15 protein-coding genes are annotated in these 15,687 nt (G+C 67.7%); 8 read left to right on the top strand and 7 right to left on the bottom strand.

The annotated features are described in order from the left end of the window. Positions 1 to 31 precede the first annotated feature (31 nt). Positions 32 to 1,357 (top strand): amidohydrolase family protein, encoded by a 1,326-nt coding sequence (locus tag C1933_RS12580; RefSeq protein WP_108753548.1) that lies wholly within the window; start codon positions 32 to 34, stop codon positions 1,355 to 1,357. Between the two features lie 36 nt (positions 1,358 to 1,393). Here the strand turns inward: C1933_RS12580 and C1933_RS12585 are convergent, their stop codons facing one another. The 6 genes from C1933_RS12585 to C1933_RS12610 all read right to left on the bottom strand — a co-directional run bounded on the left by C1933_RS12585 (position 1,394) and on the right by C1933_RS12610 (position 7,475). Continuing rightward, positions 1,394 to 3,463, bottom strand: coding sequence for an acyltransferase family protein (locus C1933_RS12585; protein ID WP_108753549.1), 2,070 nt, complete (start codon positions 3,461 to 3,463; stop codon positions 1,394 to 1,396). Positions 3,464 to 3,513: 50 nt separating this feature from the next. Continuing rightward, on the bottom strand, positions 3,514 to 4,197 hold the full coding sequence (locus C1933_RS12590) for a DUF2058 family protein (RefSeq protein ID WP_108750034.1): 684 nt from the start codon (positions 4,195 to 4,197) through the stop codon (positions 3,514 to 3,516). An 11-nt stretch (positions 4,198 to 4,208) separates the two neighbouring features. After that, on the bottom strand, positions 4,209 to 4,448 hold the full coding sequence (locus C1933_RS12595; RefSeq protein ID WP_053515402.1) for a SlyX family protein: 240 nt from the start codon (positions 4,446 to 4,448) through the stop codon (positions 4,209 to 4,211). Continuing rightward, positions 4,441 to 5,790, bottom strand: coding sequence for a UDP-glucose/GDP-mannose dehydrogenase family protein (locus C1933_RS12600; RefSeq protein ID WP_108753550.1), 1,350 nt, complete (start codon positions 5,788 to 5,790; stop codon positions 4,441 to 4,443). Before C1933_RS12600 ends, C1933_RS12595 begins: the two co-directional genes overlap by 8 nt. Positions 5,791 to 5,813: 23 nt before the next feature. Beyond that, complete coding sequence (locus tag C1933_RS12605; RefSeq protein ID WP_108753551.1) at positions 5,814 to 6,791, bottom strand: FKBP-type peptidyl-prolyl cis-trans isomerase; 978 nt, start codon at positions 6,789 to 6,791, stop codon at positions 5,814 to 5,816. Between the two features lie 96 nt (positions 6,792 to 6,887). Next, positions 6,888 to 7,475: a glutathione peroxidase gene (locus C1933_RS12610; RefSeq protein WP_108754834.1), complete on the bottom strand. Its 588-nt coding sequence runs from the start codon at positions 7,473 to 7,475 to the stop codon at positions 6,888 to 6,890. 608 nt (positions 7,476 to 8,083) lie between these two features. On the opposite strand from C1933_RS12610, the gene C1933_RS12620 reads away from it, so the two are divergent. From C1933_RS12620 to C1933_RS12645, 6 genes are all read left to right on the top strand, one after another. Further along, positions 8,084 to 8,446: a GntR family transcriptional regulator gene (locus C1933_RS12620; RefSeq protein ID WP_108750039.1), complete on the top strand. Its 363-nt coding sequence runs from the start codon at positions 8,084 to 8,086 to the stop codon at positions 8,444 to 8,446. Continuing rightward, positions 8,443 to 9,333 carry an ABC transporter ATP-binding protein gene (locus C1933_RS12625; protein ID WP_108753553.1) on the top strand — a complete coding sequence of 297 codons (891 nt, stop codon included), beginning with the start codon at positions 8,443 to 8,445 and terminating at the stop codon, positions 9,331 to 9,333. Before C1933_RS12620 ends, C1933_RS12625 begins: the two co-directional genes overlap by 4 nt. Continuing rightward, the gene (locus tag C1933_RS12630; RefSeq protein WP_108753554.1) at positions 9,330 to 10,355 is read left to right on the top strand and encodes a hypothetical protein; all 1,026 of its coding nucleotides are present in this window, start codon (positions 9,330 to 9,332) and stop codon (positions 10,353 to 10,355) included. Before C1933_RS12625 ends, C1933_RS12630 begins: the two co-directional genes overlap by 4 nt. A 32-nt stretch (positions 10,356 to 10,387) precedes the next feature. Continuing rightward, complete coding sequence (locus C1933_RS12635; protein ID WP_108753555.1) at positions 10,388 to 11,272, top strand: DUF2807 domain-containing protein; 885 nt, start codon at positions 10,388 to 10,390, stop codon at positions 11,270 to 11,272. Between the two features lie 30 nt (positions 11,273 to 11,302). Then, positions 11,303 to 11,917, top strand: a complete 615-nt coding sequence (locus tag C1933_RS12640) for a hypothetical protein (RefSeq protein WP_108750043.1) — start codon at positions 11,303 to 11,305, stop codon at positions 11,915 to 11,917. 98 nt (positions 11,918 to 12,015) lie between these two features. Continuing rightward, the gene (locus C1933_RS12645) at positions 12,016 to 12,441 is read left to right on the top strand and encodes a hypothetical protein (protein ID WP_108753556.1); all 426 of its coding nucleotides are present in this window, start codon (positions 12,016 to 12,018) and stop codon (positions 12,439 to 12,441) included. A gap of 55 nt (positions 12,442 to 12,496) precedes the next feature. Here the strand turns inward: C1933_RS12645 and C1933_RS12650 are convergent, their stop codons facing one another. Further along, entirely contained in the window at positions 12,497 to 13,936 is a 1,440-nt protein-coding gene (locus C1933_RS12650) for a class II fumarate hydratase (RefSeq protein WP_108753557.1), read from the bottom strand. A gap of 289 nt (positions 13,937 to 14,225) precedes the next feature. On the opposite strand from C1933_RS12650, the gene purB reads away from it, so the two are divergent. Next, positions 14,226 to 15,593 carry an adenylosuccinate lyase gene (gene purB, locus C1933_RS12655; RefSeq protein WP_108753558.1) on the top strand — a complete coding sequence of 456 codons (1,368 nt, stop codon included), beginning with the start codon at positions 14,226 to 14,228 and terminating at the stop codon, positions 15,591 to 15,593. Positions 15,594 to 15,687 lie beyond the last annotated feature (94 nt).

Consider the following 15,687-nt stretch of genomic DNA (forward strand, 5'->3'; position numbering starts at 1 on the left):
CCCTCGGGCTTCCCCCTGACCGGAGTTGCCGATGCGACCGACCCGCCTGTGGGCGCTGCTGCTTGCCGCCACCGCCGCCGTTCCTGCCGCCGCGCAGCCGATCCTGCTGGAAAATGCCCGGGTGTTCGACGGCCGCCGCGACCTGGGCATCACCCCGGTCCTGATCGACGGCGAGCGCATCGTGCATGTCGGCACGCCGCTGCCGGCCGCCGCCACCGCAGCCCGACGCATCGACTACCAGGGCAAGACCCTGCTGCCCGGCCTGGTCAGCAACCACGCGCACGTGGGCAACACCGAAGGGCTGCAGCACGGCGATCGCTACTACACCCGCGACAACGTGGTGCGCGACCTGCGCCAGTTCCAGCGCTACGGCATCACCACCGTCACCGCGCTGGGCATGAACGGCCCGGCCTTCTTCGATATCCGAAAGGAAGTGAACGCCTCGCCCGCGCTGGGCGCGCAACTGTACGGCGCTGGCGCCGGCATCGGTGCCTTCGCCGGTGCACCGCCGGCGGCCGCGATGGGCCTGGCCCACGACCCGGTGGCGCGGCCACGCAATGCCGAAGAAGCCCGCGCCGCCGTCGCCACGCAGCAGGCCGACGGCGTGGACGTGATCAAGCTATGGGTGGATTCGCTGGGCGGCAAGTTCCCGATGATGGCGCCGGAGATCTACCGCGCCGCCATTGCCGAAGCCCACGCGCGTGGCCTGAAGGTGGCCGCGCACATCCACGACCTGGACCAGGCGCGCGACCTGGTGGATGCACGCGTGGACATCATCGCCCACGGTATCCGCGATCGCGCGGTGGACCCGATGCTGGCGCGGAAGATGCACGACCAGGGCACCTGGTACATCGCCACGGTGAACATCGACGAAGCCAACTACTGGTATGCGGAAAACCCGCAGGCACTGCAGCAGCCGTTCCTGCGCGATGCCCTGCCCGCTGCGGTGCGCGCGCGCTGGCAGCAGCCGCAGTGGCAGCGCGAGCAGCTGGCCGGGGCCAACATTCCCGGTGCGCGTGCAGCGGTGGCGATGAACCTGGAAAACCTGCGCCGGCTGAGCGCGGCCAAGGTGAAGTTCGGTTTCGGTACCGATGCCGGGGCGATGCCACAGCGGGTGATTGGGTTTGCCGAACACCGCGAACTGAAGCTGCTGACCGAGGCCGGCTTCAGCCCGGCCCAGGCCCTGCAGACCGCCACCGCCGACGCCGCCGCGCTGCTGGGCATGGACGATCGCGGCCGCATTGCCGCCGGCAAGCGTGCCGACCTGCTGGTGCTCGATGCCGATCCCCTGGCCGACATCGGCAATACCCAGCACATCCACGCCGTGTGGCAGGCCGGGCACGCGATCGAGCGCTGATGGCCGATGGCCCCGTGTGCCGGGCGCGGCCCGGCGCTACGGCTGCAGCACCCGCTGCAGGGACGGCAGCAGCACGCGGTTGCCATGACCGCTCAGATGGTCGCCGTCGAAGAACAACGGTCGGCCATCACGCTGCGCCGCGCACGTCGTGGCCGTGCAGAGATCGGGCAAGGGATCCCACAGCACGGCGCCTGGCAGGCCATCGACCACCTGCTGCAGGCTGCCCAGCATCGGTGCGCGCAGCGCTTCCATGTCGGCCCTCGAAATATCCAGGCCGTTGCGGCAGATCGCATTGTTGGCGTTGAAGCGGTCGGAACACCGGTACGGCGGTGCCGGCAGCACCGGCTTCGGCGCTTCGATCAGGATACGCACACCGCGCTGGGCCAGCGGCAGCCACTGCGCGATGGCCTCGGCCACCTCGGCGTTGCGGCCGGCGGCGGCCTGCGCACTGCGCTCGCCCGCCAACTGTGCCTGCGCATCGAACAGCACGTACTGGTCGGACAGGCGCGGTACCCGCAGCGACACCAGCACCACCACATCCCCCGGCTGCGCACGTGCGGCGATGTCCGCGCGCACGGCCGCATCATGCTCGGCACAGCCCGCGCCGGCCCCGCGCCACTGCTGCAGACTGATCTGCGGGCAGCCACCGCGGCCGTACAGCGACACCGTCGAACCGGTTTCCAGCGCCAGCCGCTGCAGCAGCTCGCGGTAGGCCATGGCATGCGAATCTCCGGCCAGGAACACCTGCGCCGGCCCCTGCACGGCCCCTGCGCGGGGGCAATCGCCGCGGGCGAAGGTGCGTGCGCTGCCACCGGCGTAGCGATGCTTACCCACCTGCAGCGCGCACCCAGGGTAATCAGCCGCCACGCTCTTGCCGTCGGGGTACCAGTCCGCCGGATGGCGGCTGACCGTGCTCAGTGACAGCAGGGGCGACTGCCAGTACAGCAACGCCTGCAGGCCACCGGCCAGCAGCAGGGTCAGCACGCCGGCGGCCACCCAGCGCCCGGGTGCCAGGTGCTGCCACCTGGGGCCACGGAAGGGCTGCTCGATCCAGCGCCACGAGATCCATGCCAGCAGCGCCACCAGCGCACTGGCCAGGGACATCTGCAGGGCCGTTTCCAGGCCCACCGTCCAGCGCATCAGCACGAACACCGGCCAATGCCACAGGTACAGCGAATAGGACAGCAGGCCGATCCGCCGCATTGGCGCACTGGCCAACAGCCGCGCGATCCATGCCTGCGGGTGCTGATGCAGGGCCAGCAGCAGGCCGGCCGTGGCCAGCGCCGGCAGCACGCCGTCCGGCCAGGGCGAGCGCCCGGCACGCGCTGTCCACAGCGCCCAGCCCAGTGCGCCCAGCGACAGCAGGGCCAACGCTGACCACGCCCAGCGCCAACGGCCCACCCGTGCAGCACTGCCAGGCTCACCGCGATCGGCCACATGCAGCAGCTGGAACAGCAGAACGCCCACGCCCAGCTGCCACAAGCGGGTGCTGGTGGCGTAGAACGCCCAGGCCGGCGGCGCATCACGCAACCCCAGCAGGGCCGCATGCAGCAAAGACCCGACGCTGACCGCGGCGAACAATGCAACGCTAAGCCAACGGCCGCGCGGGCCGCGGGCCCAGGCCAGGAACAGCAGCGGGAACAGCAGGTAGAACTGCTCTTCCACGCCCAGCGACCAGGTGTGCGTATAGGGATTGAATTCGGCCTTGGGCGCGAAGTAGTCGTTGCCAACGGCCGCCAGCACCCAGTTGCTCAGCCCGAAGAAGGCCATCAACCCGGTTTTGTCGGATGCTTCGCTCAGCCACGAATCGGGAATGAACAACACGCTGGCCACGGCCGTCGCCAGCAGGCAGGCCACCAGCGCAGGCGCGATGCGGCGTACCCGGCGCGCATAGAAGCGCAGCATCGAGGCGCGCCAGGACAGGGCCGGCAGGCGATGCACCGACGCACTGACCACGAAGCCGGAGATGACGAAGAACACGTCCACCCCGGTGAAGCCACCCGGCAGCCAGGCCGGGTCGAGGTGGAACACGATGACGGCCAGCACGGCAATCGCGCGCAGGCCGTCAATGTGCGGCACGTAGCCGCGGCTTGGATCAGTGGACATCCGTCTCCCCCTGCCGCTGCTGCCGCAGGGGGCGCCACGGCGGTCGTGCGTTACCAGACCAGGTCGTCGGGCACCTGGTACTGCGGATCGGCGTACGGGTCTTCCTCGGCCGGCGCGTTCGGGTCGACCTTCAGCGCCACCGACGCGGCGAACACGGCCTCGGACTGCGCCAGCACTTCGGCGGTCACCAGCAGGTAGCGGCCATTGAGCTGGACCACGCCCAGTTCACCGGCATTGAGCGCGGTCAGCTGTTCGGGGGTGACGTAGATGCGCTTGATCTTGCCGCCATACGGGAAGTGGCGGGCGATATCGGCCGCCTCGGCATTCAGGCTCTTGTCCTTCAGCAGTTCTTCCAGCTTGGCCTTGGCCTCGCGGCGCACGCGCGCCTCTTCCTGCTTCAGGCGTTCGCTTTCAATGCGTTCCTGCTTTTCTTTCTGCGCGCGGATGGCATAGGCCTTGGCCAGGTCCATTTCTTCGGCAGAACGCGGCTTGCGTGGGCCCTGCCCGCCCGGCCCACGGGACTGCCCGGGCTTGCCTGCGCCAGCGTGGCCGTGGCCACCACGGCGCTCACCGGGCTTGTGCTCGCCCTTGCCTGCGCCCTGCGGCTTTCCATTGCCATTGCCGCCCTTGCCCTGCGGGCGGCCATCACGGCGGGGGGCATCGTTCTTGCGCTCGGGCTTGGGCGCCGGCTTGAAGCCCAGGCCCATCAGCTGGTCGCGGAGGGTATCGCTCATAGGAATGCAGATCAGTAGTGCGGCGGCGGCGGTTCGCTCGCCGGATCAGAAGAATTCAGTGCGTTGCGCACCTTGCCCAGGTCTTCCAGCAGCACGCGCAGCACATCGGCGTTGCGCGTGCCCTGCATGCGGGCGTCGGCCAATGCATCGCTCAGTTCGGCCAGCGCGTGTTCCTGGAAGGACACGCGCATTTCCAGTTCGACCAGGCGCGCTTCCAGCGCCTGTTCGCGTTCGGTGGGCAGCTCAGACATGCAGCGAACGCCCCCGGCCGATACCGTAGTACGCCACGCCGGCGGCTTCCACTTCGGCCGGGTCGTACAGGTTGCGCCCGTCGAACACCACCGCATCCTTCAGCCGCTCGCGCAGCATCTGGAAATCGGGGCTGCGGAACTGCTTCCACTCGGTGACCACCACCAGTGCATCGGCGCCTTCCAGCGCTTCGCTGGCATTGGCGCAGAACACCAGGTCATCGCGCTCACCGAAGATGCGCTGCGATTCGTGCATCGCTTCCGGATCGTAGGCACGCACGGTGGCACCGCCTTCCCACAGCTGCGCCAGCAGGCGGCGGCTGGAGGCTTCGCGCATGTCATCGGTGTTGGGCTTGAAGGCCAGGCCCCACACGGCAAAGGTCTTGCCGCGCACGCCCTCGTCCTCGCCCTTGTCGTAGTGGCGCTGGATGAGCGCGAACAGGTGCCCCTTCTGGGCATCGTTCACCGCTTCGACCGCATTCAACAGCTTCGGCTCCAGGCCGTACTGCTGGGCGGTGCGCGCCAGCGCCTGCACGTCCTTGGGGAAGCACGAGCCGCCGTAGCCGGCACCGGGATAGATGAAGTGCCAGCCGATGCGCGGGTCCGAACCGATGCCCTGGCGGACCTGCTCGACGTCGGCACCCACGCGTTCGGCGATGTTGGCGATTTCGTTCATGAACGAAATCTTGGTCGCCAGCATCGCGTTGGCCGCGTACTTGGTCAGCTCGGCCGAACGCACGTCCATTTCCACCACGCGATCGTGGTTGCGGTTGAACGGTGCGTACAGGCGGCGCATCACCGCCACCGAGTCGGCGCTGCTGGCACCGATGATGATGCGGTCCGGGCGCATGCAGTCGGCCACCGCATCGCCTTCCTTCAGGAATTCGGGGTTGGACACCACATCGAAGGCGATGTCCGCACCGCGCGCGGCCAGCTCTTCGGCAATGGCCGCGCGCACCTTGTCGGCGGTGCCCACCGGCACCGTCGACTTGTTCACCACCACCGTCGGCACCGCCATGTGGCGGCCGATGGTGCGGGCCACGGCCAGCACGTACTGCAGATCGGCACTGCCGTCTTCGTCGGGGGGCGTGCCCACCGCGATGAAGACCACCTGGCCGTGGCCGATGGCGCTGGCGCCATCGGTGGTGAAGGACAGCCGCAGCGCGGCATGGTTGGCCTTCACCATCGGCTCAAGGCCGGGTTCGTAGATCGGGATGATGCCCTGGTTGAGCCCATCCACCTTGGCCTGGTCGATGTCGACGCAGACCACCTGGTGGCCTACGTCGGCCAGGCAGGTGCCGGTCACCAGACCGACGTACCCGGTACCGAAAATCGCAACGCGCATATCCGTGCTGGCTCCGTGGTCGCTTACGGCAGGACGCCCAGCAGCTCGACGTCGAAGGTCAGGGTGGCGTTCGGGCCGATCGGGCCGCCCGGGGTACCGTTCTCGCCGTAGGCCAGTTCGCCCGGGATCCAGAAGCGGTACTTCGAGCCCACCGGCATCAGCGCCACGCCTTCGGTCCAGCCCTTGATGACCTGGTCCAGACCGAATTCGGCCGGGCCACGGCCCGCGGAGCTGTCGAAGACGGTGCCGTCCAGCAGCTTGCCTTCGTAGTTCACGCGCACCTTGCTGCTCGGCAGCGGACGCTCGCCGCTACCCGGGCGGATCACCTGGTACTGCAGGCCCGACGGGGTGGTCACCACGCCCGGCTGGGTCTTGTTCTTGGCCAGGAAAGCATTGCCTTCGCTGCGGTTGGTCTGCGCGGCCTGCGCGGCCTTGGCCTGCATCTCGGCCTGCTTGGCACCCATGAACGACTGGATGGTGGCGGTTGCGTCGGCTTCGGTCATCTTCGCCTGACCCTTGGTCAGGCCGGTGCTGATCGCGTCAAACAGCGAGGCGGTATCGATATCGTCCTTCAGCTGCGCCAGCGACGGACCGATGGAGTACGAACCGATCATCTGCGCGACCTTCACGCGGTCCACCTTCGGCGGCTGCGAGCCCGGCGCAACGCCCGGCACCTGCTGGCCGTTGCGGGCCATCACCACCTGGCGCAGGGCGGCATCGGTGGCCTTGGCCTGGTCCTGGGTGATCTGCGGCTGCAGGCCTTCGAACGAACGCTCCACGGCGGTGCGCAGGGCGGCCACGTCGATTTCATCGGCGATCGGCGCGAACGACTTGGCCACATCCAGACCGATGGCGTAGCCGAGCTTCTGCTTGGGGGAATTCAAGGTTGCGGTCTCCTTGGCGGCCGCCGGTGCGGCCGGTTGTTGCGACAGGGCGACACCAGAGGTACCCATCGCCAGAATCAGAACCGACGCCGCGGCGCCGCGCATTCCCATCTTCATTCGCTGCATTCCTGGAAGTGTCTGGGCGCCGACGTCGGCGCGAAAAGAACCATTGTCGCACGCATGCCGGAGATGTCGAGGCATGCGTGCCGGTGATCAACGCGGTGCCGGTGCGGCCAGCGCCTTGCTGATGGCCGCGCCCAGCTGCGGATCATCCGGGGTGACCTTGCTGGCGAACTGGGCGATGACCTTGCCGTCGCGGCCGATCAGGTATTTGTGGAAGTTCCAGCCCGGGGCCACGCCGGTGGCGGCGGTCAGGCGCTGATACAGCGGCGTGGCCTGTTCGCCTACCACGTGCACCTTCTCGAACATGGGGAACTTCACCCCATAGGTGAGCGTGCAGAAATCCTGGATCTGCTTCTCATCGCCCGGTTCCTGCCCCTTGAAGTCATTGGACGGGAAACCCAGCACGGCGAAACCGCGGCTGGCGTACTGCTTCTGCAGCGCTTCCAGCCCCTCGTACTGGGGGGTGTAGCCGCACTTGCTGGCCGTATTGACCACCAGCAGCACCTGGCCCTGGTAGCGCTTGAGCAGGTTCACCTGCTGCTTGCCGGCCAGCGGCCGGTAATTCACGTCCAGCAGGTCGGCCGCCACGGCGCTGGCGGAACCCGCCAGGCCCAGCACCAGAACAGCCAGCAGGGACAGGCCGCGCAGGCGGCGCGGAGCAGTGAGAAACACAGGCATGCGGGACATTCCACGGTAGCTGCAACAGGGGCCCGGCCCTTGCAGACCGGGGATCGGCCGAACTATAGCACCGGCCTGCCAGCGCACTGTCGCGGGCGCCGCGCATGCACTTTGCCCGCCGTGGCGGCACGTAGCCGGGGCCGATTGGCGCGCGCTTGCTGGACACGCCGTACACATGTATGAATGCCAGGCCCAGGTCAAGAACCGCGCCCGCCGATGCCATTTCAATGAAATCAACCACTTGGATCCGCAACCGCGGCCATTCATGGCCCCTGCCATCAGTTGGGGTGTGTCGGGGGTTGCACATAGGCGTGCCGGTGTTATAGTTGCATACAACACCAGTCACCTGAGACAGGGGGAACCATGAACATCCGGATGCGTCGCAGCCATACCGCTCCCGCGGTCACCGCTGTTTCAACCCTGTTCGTGCTGACGTGGCTGCTGTTGCCGGCACCGCCGGCAGAATCCTCCCCCTCCCCAGATTCCACGCAGGACGCGATCTCCACCCCGGCAGGGACCGCCGAACCCTCCCCCCCGCGTCGGCTGCACAGCTCCCTGTCCATGCCGTATTTCTCGTTCGCACAGCCGCTGACCCCACGGAGCTGACCATGAGCGACATCCAGTGGAGCGACGGCGCTCCCATCTACCGCCAGCTGAAGGAGCGCGTGATTGCCATGATGCTCGACGGCATCCTGAAGCCGGGCGATGCCCTGCCCTCGGTCCGCCAGGTGGCGGCCGACTATCAACTGAACCCCATCACCGTTTCGCGCGCTTACCAGGAACTGGCCGATGAAGGCCTGGTGGAAAAGCGCCGCGGCCTGGGCATGTTCATGACCGAGCAGGCGGCCACGCAGCTGCGCAGCAGCGAGCGCGACCGCTTCCTCAACGACGAATGGCCGGCGGTCCTGGAGCGCATCCAGCGCCTGGGCCTGAGCCTGAACGAATTGCTGCCCCAGGGGAAATCCTCATGAATGCCAGTGTCGTGAACGTTGAATCCAGCCCAGCGGTGATTACCGCCAAGGGTCTGCGCAAGGCCTACAAGAACACCCTCGCCCTCGACAACACCACCTTCGACATCCCCGCCGGGCGCATCGTCGGCCTGATCGGCCCCAATGGCGCCGGCAAGACCACCGCCCTGAAGGCCATCCTCGGCCTGACCTCGGTGGAGGGCGAGCTGAGCGTGCTCGGCCGTGACCCGCGCCTGCACCGCGACGAGCTGATGAAGGAAATCTGCTTCATCGCCGACGTGGCGGTGCTGCCGCGCTGGCTGCGCGTACGCGAGGCCATCGACTTCGTCGCCGGCGTACACCCGCGCTTCGACCGCGCCCGCTGCGAACGCTTCCTGGCCAGCACCAAACTGCAGCCCAAACAGCGCGTGCGCGAGCTGTCCAAAGGCATGATCGTGCAGCTGCACCTGGCCCTGGTGATGGCCATCGACGCCCGCATCCTGGTGCTGGACGAGCCGACCCTGGGCCTGGACATCCTGTACCGCAAGGAGTTCTACCAGCGCCTGCTGGAAGACTACTTCGACGAGCAGAAGACCATCATCGTCACCACCCACCAGGTGGAAGAGATCGAGCACATCCTCAGCGATGTGATGTTCATCCGTGACGGCCGCATCGTGCTCAGCGCCGAAATGGACGAGGTGGGCGAACGCTATACCGAAGTGCTGGTCGGCGCCGAACAGCTGGAAACCGCGCGCGCCCTCAAGCCGATCGACGAGCGCAGCCAGGCCTTCGGCAAGACCGTGCTGCTGTATGACGGCGTGCCGCGCAGCCAGCTTTCCACCCTGGGCGAAACCCGCACTGCGGGCCTGGCCGATCTGTTCGTTGCTGTCATGAAGGGGACCTACGCATGAATGCCGTCAATCATCCGGTCAGCCCCGCAGGCACGCTGCGCTGGCTGCTCAAGCGCGAATACTGGGAAAACCGCGGTGGCTTCCTGTACGCCCCGGTCATCGCCGGCATTGTTTCGTTGCTGATGAGCGGCGTCGGCATCGGCTTTGGCCTGTTCGCCCTGCATCGTGCCGCGCGCGATGGCGGCCTGCACATCGACGGCGAGGACGTGAACATCAACGGCCTGGATCTGGGCCTGTTGACCCGCCAGATCAGCGCCAAGGATATGGCGGACCTGGGCAACGGCCTGGACCTGACCCTCATCCTCAGCTCGACCTGGCCCTTCCTGGTGCTGGCCTTCGTGGTGTTCTTCTACTGCCTGGGTGCGCTGTACGACGATCGCCGCGACCGCAGCATCCTGTTCTGGAAGTCGCTGCCGCTGTCCGATACCCAGACCGTCCTGTCCAAGGTGCTCAGCGCACTGATCGTGGCCCCGCTGGTCGCCACCCTGGCTGGCATCGCCACCATGTTCGGCTTCCTGCTGATCATCAGCCTGGTCGCGTTGACCCATGGCGGCAGCCCGACCACCCTGATCTGGGGCCCGGCCAGCCCGCTCACCCTGTCCGCCGGCCTGCTCGCCGCCATCCCCGTCTATGCGTTGTGGGCGCTGCCCACTGCCGGCTGGCTGCTGCTCTGCTCGGCCTGGGCCAAGAGCAAGCCGTTCCTGTGGGCGGTGATGCTGCCCCTGTTCGCCGGCATCATCGTCAGCACCACCAAGGTGATGCACCTGTTCGACATGAGCACCGGCTGGTTCTGGCAGCACATCGTCGGCCGCCTGCTGCTGGGCACCGTTCCCGGCGTGGATCTGCTGTACCGCCTTGGCGCCAGCGACGAGCACAAGAGCCTGGATACGATCGTCTCGCTGATGAACCCTGCCCAGCAGCTGAAGTCGCTGGCGATGCCCGATCTGTGGATCGGCGCGGCGTTCGGCGTGGCCTTCATCTTCATCGCCATCCGCCTGCGTAGGCGCGCTGGCGAAATCTGACGCTCCCCTCTACCACTACTGGAGGCACCCATATGCGTACCCTGCTTGCCTGCTCTGCGTTGTTGCTGTTGCCGCTGTCGGCGCTGGCTGCCGATGCCCCGAACTGCAAGCATTCGGCGCCGCGCGCGCTGAAGCTGGAAACGGCCGGGGTGAAAGCGGTGGTGTTCGAAGTGAACCAGCATGACCTGAAGGTGGTCGCCCGCAGTGGCGGCGGCCAGCTGGAAGGTCGTGCCTGTGCCTCCAATGCCGACTGGCTGGACCAGCTGGTGCTGGACCAGCAGCGGGTGGGCGACAAGCTGGTGGTCAGCCTGCGCCGCGATGGCCGCTCGGCGCTGTCGCTGGGCAACAGCTACGCCTGGCTGGACATCGGCGGCAGCGTGCCGGACAACCTGCCGCTGCAGTTCAAGATCGGCTCCGGCGATGGCAGCGTTGAGAACGCGCAGTCGCTGAGCATGGACGTGGGCTCCGGCGATGGCCGTGCCCGCGGCACCCGCGGCAGCGTGCATGCCGCCGTCGGTTCGGGCGACCTGGACATCGACGGCGCCGGCTCGCTGGAGCTGCTGTCGCTGGGCTCGGGCGAAGTGAAGGCGCGCAACATCCGCGGCGATGCCCGCACCGGCACCGTCGGCTCGGGCGATCTGGACCTGTTCGACGTGGGCGGCAGCGTGCGTCTGGAAACCGTGGGCTCCGGCGATATCGATTTCCAGCGGGTCAAGGGCGATGTCGAGGTGGGCGTGGTCGGCTCCGGCGACGTGGAGATCAGCGAGGTGGGCGGCAACGTCCGCGTACGCAGCCACGGCTCGGGCGACATCACCGTCAATGGCGCCCGCGGCAGCCTGACCGTGCAGCACAGCGGCAGTGGCGATGTGCGCCACCGCGATATCGGCGGCAGCGTCACCCTGCCGCGCGGCAAGTAATTCCACCTCATTCAACGGAAGGGAACTGTCATGAACCTGCTGCGCCTGCTGCCCGCTACCCTGCTGTGCCTGCCGCTGATGGCCTGCGGCGGGACGTCCCCATCGTCCACCACCGACAGCGCCGGCAAGACCGTGGCCGAGGCCAGCAGCACGGTGGGCAAGGAGATCAAGGACGCCACCGACAAGGCGCGCCGCGAGATCGCCCAGGGCAACATCAAGATTTCCGGCAAGGGCCAGGCCCGTGCCGAGATCACCCCGGACGGCCGCCTGCTGATCGGCGGCACCGAGTCACCGACCAATGAAGCGCAGCGGCGCCAGCTGCAGGAATACCGCGGCCACATCGCCGGCATCGCCAGCGATGGCATGGACATCGGCGTGGCCGGTGCGCGGCTGGGCGTCAATGCCGCCGGCGAAGCCCTGAAGGGCGTCTTCAGCGGTGACAGCGAGGGCATCGAAAAGCGCATCAACGACGAAGCGGCCAAGATCGAAGCGCAGGCCAAGCAGCTGTGCAACCGCCTGCCGGCGATGCTGGCCAGCCAGCAGGCGCTGGCACGCGACCTGCCGGCTTTCCAGCCCTACGCCACGATGGACCAGAGCGACGTGGACGACTGCGGCAAGGACGACGTAGTCGTGCGCGCGCCCTGAGACATTTCGTCGCACCCGGCCGGCAGCGCCCCCGCGTTGCCGGCCGCCGCGGCCGGGCGGGATTACACTAAGCACCCCGTTTGCCCCGATCGACCGCCATGAAGAAGCTGTTTCTGCTGCTGACCGCCCTGCTCTGCCTGGGCCTGGCCGGCTGCGACCAGGAGTACCGCAACCACCGCGCCGAACGCGGCAAGCCGAAGATTTCGGTCAGCCAGACCATGGTGACCGTGCGCCGCCAGCCCGCGCCGAACATCATCATCCTGGCCGACGGCACGATGAAGATGGACGAGATCCAGATTCCGCTGGACGACACCCAGCGGCAGATGCTGCAGACCATGTTCGGCAAGCTGCAGGTGCTGCGCCAGAACACCCTGGTGGCCGCCCCGGCCGACCCCGACATGCAGCCGGTGAAGATCCAGCCGCCGGAAGGGCTGGAGGTCATCCCCGCCAACCTGGTGCAGACCATCCCCGAATTCAAGGATTACACCGACACCTTCGGCAACATCGTCGCCGACCGTCGCTGAAACGAAAAACGCCGCCCCAGGGCGGCGTTTCCCGTTTACGTACGCAACCGGACGATCAACCGCCGGCGCCACCACCACCGGCCTGGATGCCACCGGCGGTCAGCGCGGTCGGATCCAGCAGGCGGCGCAGCTCGGCCTCGGCCAGCCCGCTGTCTTCCAGCGCCACCTCCAGCACCGGGCGCTGTTCCTTGTAGGCGCGCTTGGCAATCGCCGCGGCCTTCTCATAACCGATGATCGGGTTCAGCGCCGTCACCAGGATCGGGTTGCGGGCCAGCGCTTCGGCCACGCGGTCCTGGCGCACCTTCAGGCCGTCGATGGCACTGTCGGCCAGCAGGGTGGACACATTGGCCAGCAAGCCGATGCCATCGAGCAGGTTCACTGCGATCAGCGGCAGGGTCACATTGAGCTGGAAGTTGCCGGTCTGCCCGGCCACGGTGATCGCGGTGTGGTGGCCGATCACCTGCGCGCAGGCCATCACGGTCGCTTCGGGAATGACCGGATTCACCTTGCCCGGCATGATCGAGCTGCCCGGCTGCAGCGCCGGCAGTTCGATCTCGCCCAGCCCGGCCAACGGGCCGGCGTTCATCCAGCGCAGATCGTTGGCGATCTTGATCAGGGCCACCGCCAGCGCATTGAGCTGACCGGACAGTTCCACCGCATCGTCCTGCGCGGCCAGCCCTTCGAACTTGTTGTCGGCGCTGTCGAACTTCGCCCCGGTCTGCTGCTTCAACGCCTTGGCCACCTGCGCGCCGAAGCGCGGATCGGCATTGATGCCGGTGCCGATGGCGGTGCCGCCCAGCGGCAGGCGGCGCAGGCGCTTGAGGCTGTCGTCGATGCGCGCCTGGGCCGAGGCCAGCTGCGCCGACCACGCGCCGAACTCCTGCTCGAAGGTCAGCGGCATGGCATCCATCAGATGGGTGCGGCCGGTCTTGACCACCTTGCGCAGGCTGCGGCCCTTGCGATCGATCACCTTGCGCAGGTGCGCCAGCGCCGGCAGCAGGTGCTCCTGCGCGGCCAGCACGGCCGAAACCCGCAGCGCGGTGGGAATCACATCGTTGGAGCTCTGCCCCTGGTTGACGTGGTCGTTGGGGTGCACGCTGGCCTTGCCGGCCTTGCCGCCGCGATTGGCCAGGGTGGCGATGACCTCGTTGGCGTTCATGTTCGAGGAGGTGCCCGAACCGGTCTGGTAGACATCGATCGGGAAATGCGCGTCCCAGTCACCGCGGGCCACCTCGGCGGCGGCCGACTGGATGGCCTTGGCCACGCCCTTGGGCAGATGGCCCAGGTCGGCATTGACGCCGGCGGCGGCGCCCTTCACCAGGCCCAGGGCACGGATGAAACCGCGCGGCATGCGCTGGCCCGACACCGGGAAGTTCTGCACCGCGCGCTGGGTCTGCGCGCCCCACAGGGCGTCGGCGGGTACCTGCAGTTCACCCATGCTGTCATGTTCAACACGGAACCCGGCGGTTCCACCCTTGCTTGCAGCTTTGCTCATTGCATCGACTCCGCACTACTTCTGTTGGGGAAAGGGAAGCGGCGGCTGGCAGGGTGTCGCTTCCCGGGCTGGCGGCTGCGGTAACGATACTCTCTTGTCCGAAGCATGGGATGACGAGGACGGGCCAGATCGTTCCGTCCGCAAGGCCGTTTACACGGGTAGCGCCGGGCCGTGCCCAGCGAGCGCGCAGCGCGGCCGCCATCGGCCGGGCTTGGCCCGGCGCGACCGAGCATGCGAAGGCCCCGCGTCGTAGAATATGGCCCCCGCCGCCTGCCCCAGCCCTGCCGACATGTCCGATTCCGCCCTGCTCGCCCTGTCCCCGCTCGATGGCCGTTATGCCGGCAAGGTCGACGCCCTGCGTCCGATCTTCTCCGAATATGGCCTGATCAAGGCCCGTATCGTGGTCGAGGTGGAATGGCTGCTGGCGCTGGCCGCCGAGCCGGGCATCGTCGAACTGGCGCCGTTCTCCGAGGGCGCCATCGCCCGCCTGCGCGCCCTGGCCGACGGCTTCAGCCCGGCCCAGGCCGCGCGCGTGAAGGAAATCGAGCGCACCACCAACCACGACGTCAAGGCCGTCGAGTACTTCATCAAAGAACAGCTGAAGGACGACGCCGAGCTGGCCCCGGCGCTGGAATTCGTGCATTTCGCCTGCACCAGCGAAGACATCAACAACCTCAGCTACGGCCTGATGCTGGAACAGGCCCGCCGCGAAGTGCTGCTGCCGACCCTGGACGGCATCGCCACCACGCTGCGCACCCTGGCCCACGCCCAGGCCGGCCAGCCGATGCTGTCGCGCACCCATGGCCAGACCGCTTCGCCCACCACCCTGGGCAAGGAACTGGCCAACGTGGTCGCCCGCCTGGAGCGCCAGCGCCGGCAGATCGCCGCGGTGGAACTGACCGGCAAGATCAACGGCGCGGTGGGCAACTACAACGCGCACGTGGCCAGCTACCCGGACGTGGACTGGCCGGCGTTCGCCGAGCGCTTCGTCACCGGCCTGGGCCTGGTGTTCAACCCGTACACCACCCAGATCGAGCCGCACGACAACGTGGCCGAGATCGGCGATGCGGCGCGTCGCGCCAACATCATCCTGATCGACCTGGCCCGCGACATCTGGGGCTACATCTCGCTGGGTTACTTCAAGCAGCGCCTGAAGGAAGGCGAAGTGGGCTCGTCGACGATGCCGCACAAGGTGAACCCGATCGATTTCGAGAATGCCGAGGGCAACTTCGGCATTGCCAACGCGCTGTTCGAACACTTCAGCGCCAAGCTGCCGATCAGCCGCTGGCAGCGTGACCTGACCGATTCCACCGTGCTGCGTGCGCTGGGCACTGCGTTCGGCCACAGCCAGGTGGCACTGGATTCGCTGGCCAAGGGCCTGGGCAAGCTGGAAGTGAACCCGCAGCGCCTGGATGCCGATCTGGATGCGGCGTGGGAAGTGCTGGCCGAGGCCGTGCAGACGGTGATGCGCCGCCATGGCCTGCCCAATCCGTATGAGCAGCTGAAGGCGCTGACCCGTGGCCAGGGCATTACCGCCGAGTCGATGCGTACGTTCGTGCAGGGTCTGGAGCTGCCGGCCGATGCCAAGCAGCGCCTGCTGGAGATGACCCCGGGCAGCTACACCGGCCTGGCCGAGTCGCTGGCGAAGAAGATCTAAGGGGTTTTCTTTGCGGCGGCGGCCGCGGCGCTGCCTGCGGCAGGCTTTACTGCCAGGGCAACAGCAACTGCAACGTCAAAGGCGGCTCTGGATT

This window comes from Stenotrophomonas sp. ZAC14D2_NAIMI4_6 (assembly GCF_003086875.1).
GTDB lineage: Bacteria > Pseudomonadota > Gammaproteobacteria > Xanthomonadales > Xanthomonadaceae > Stenotrophomonas.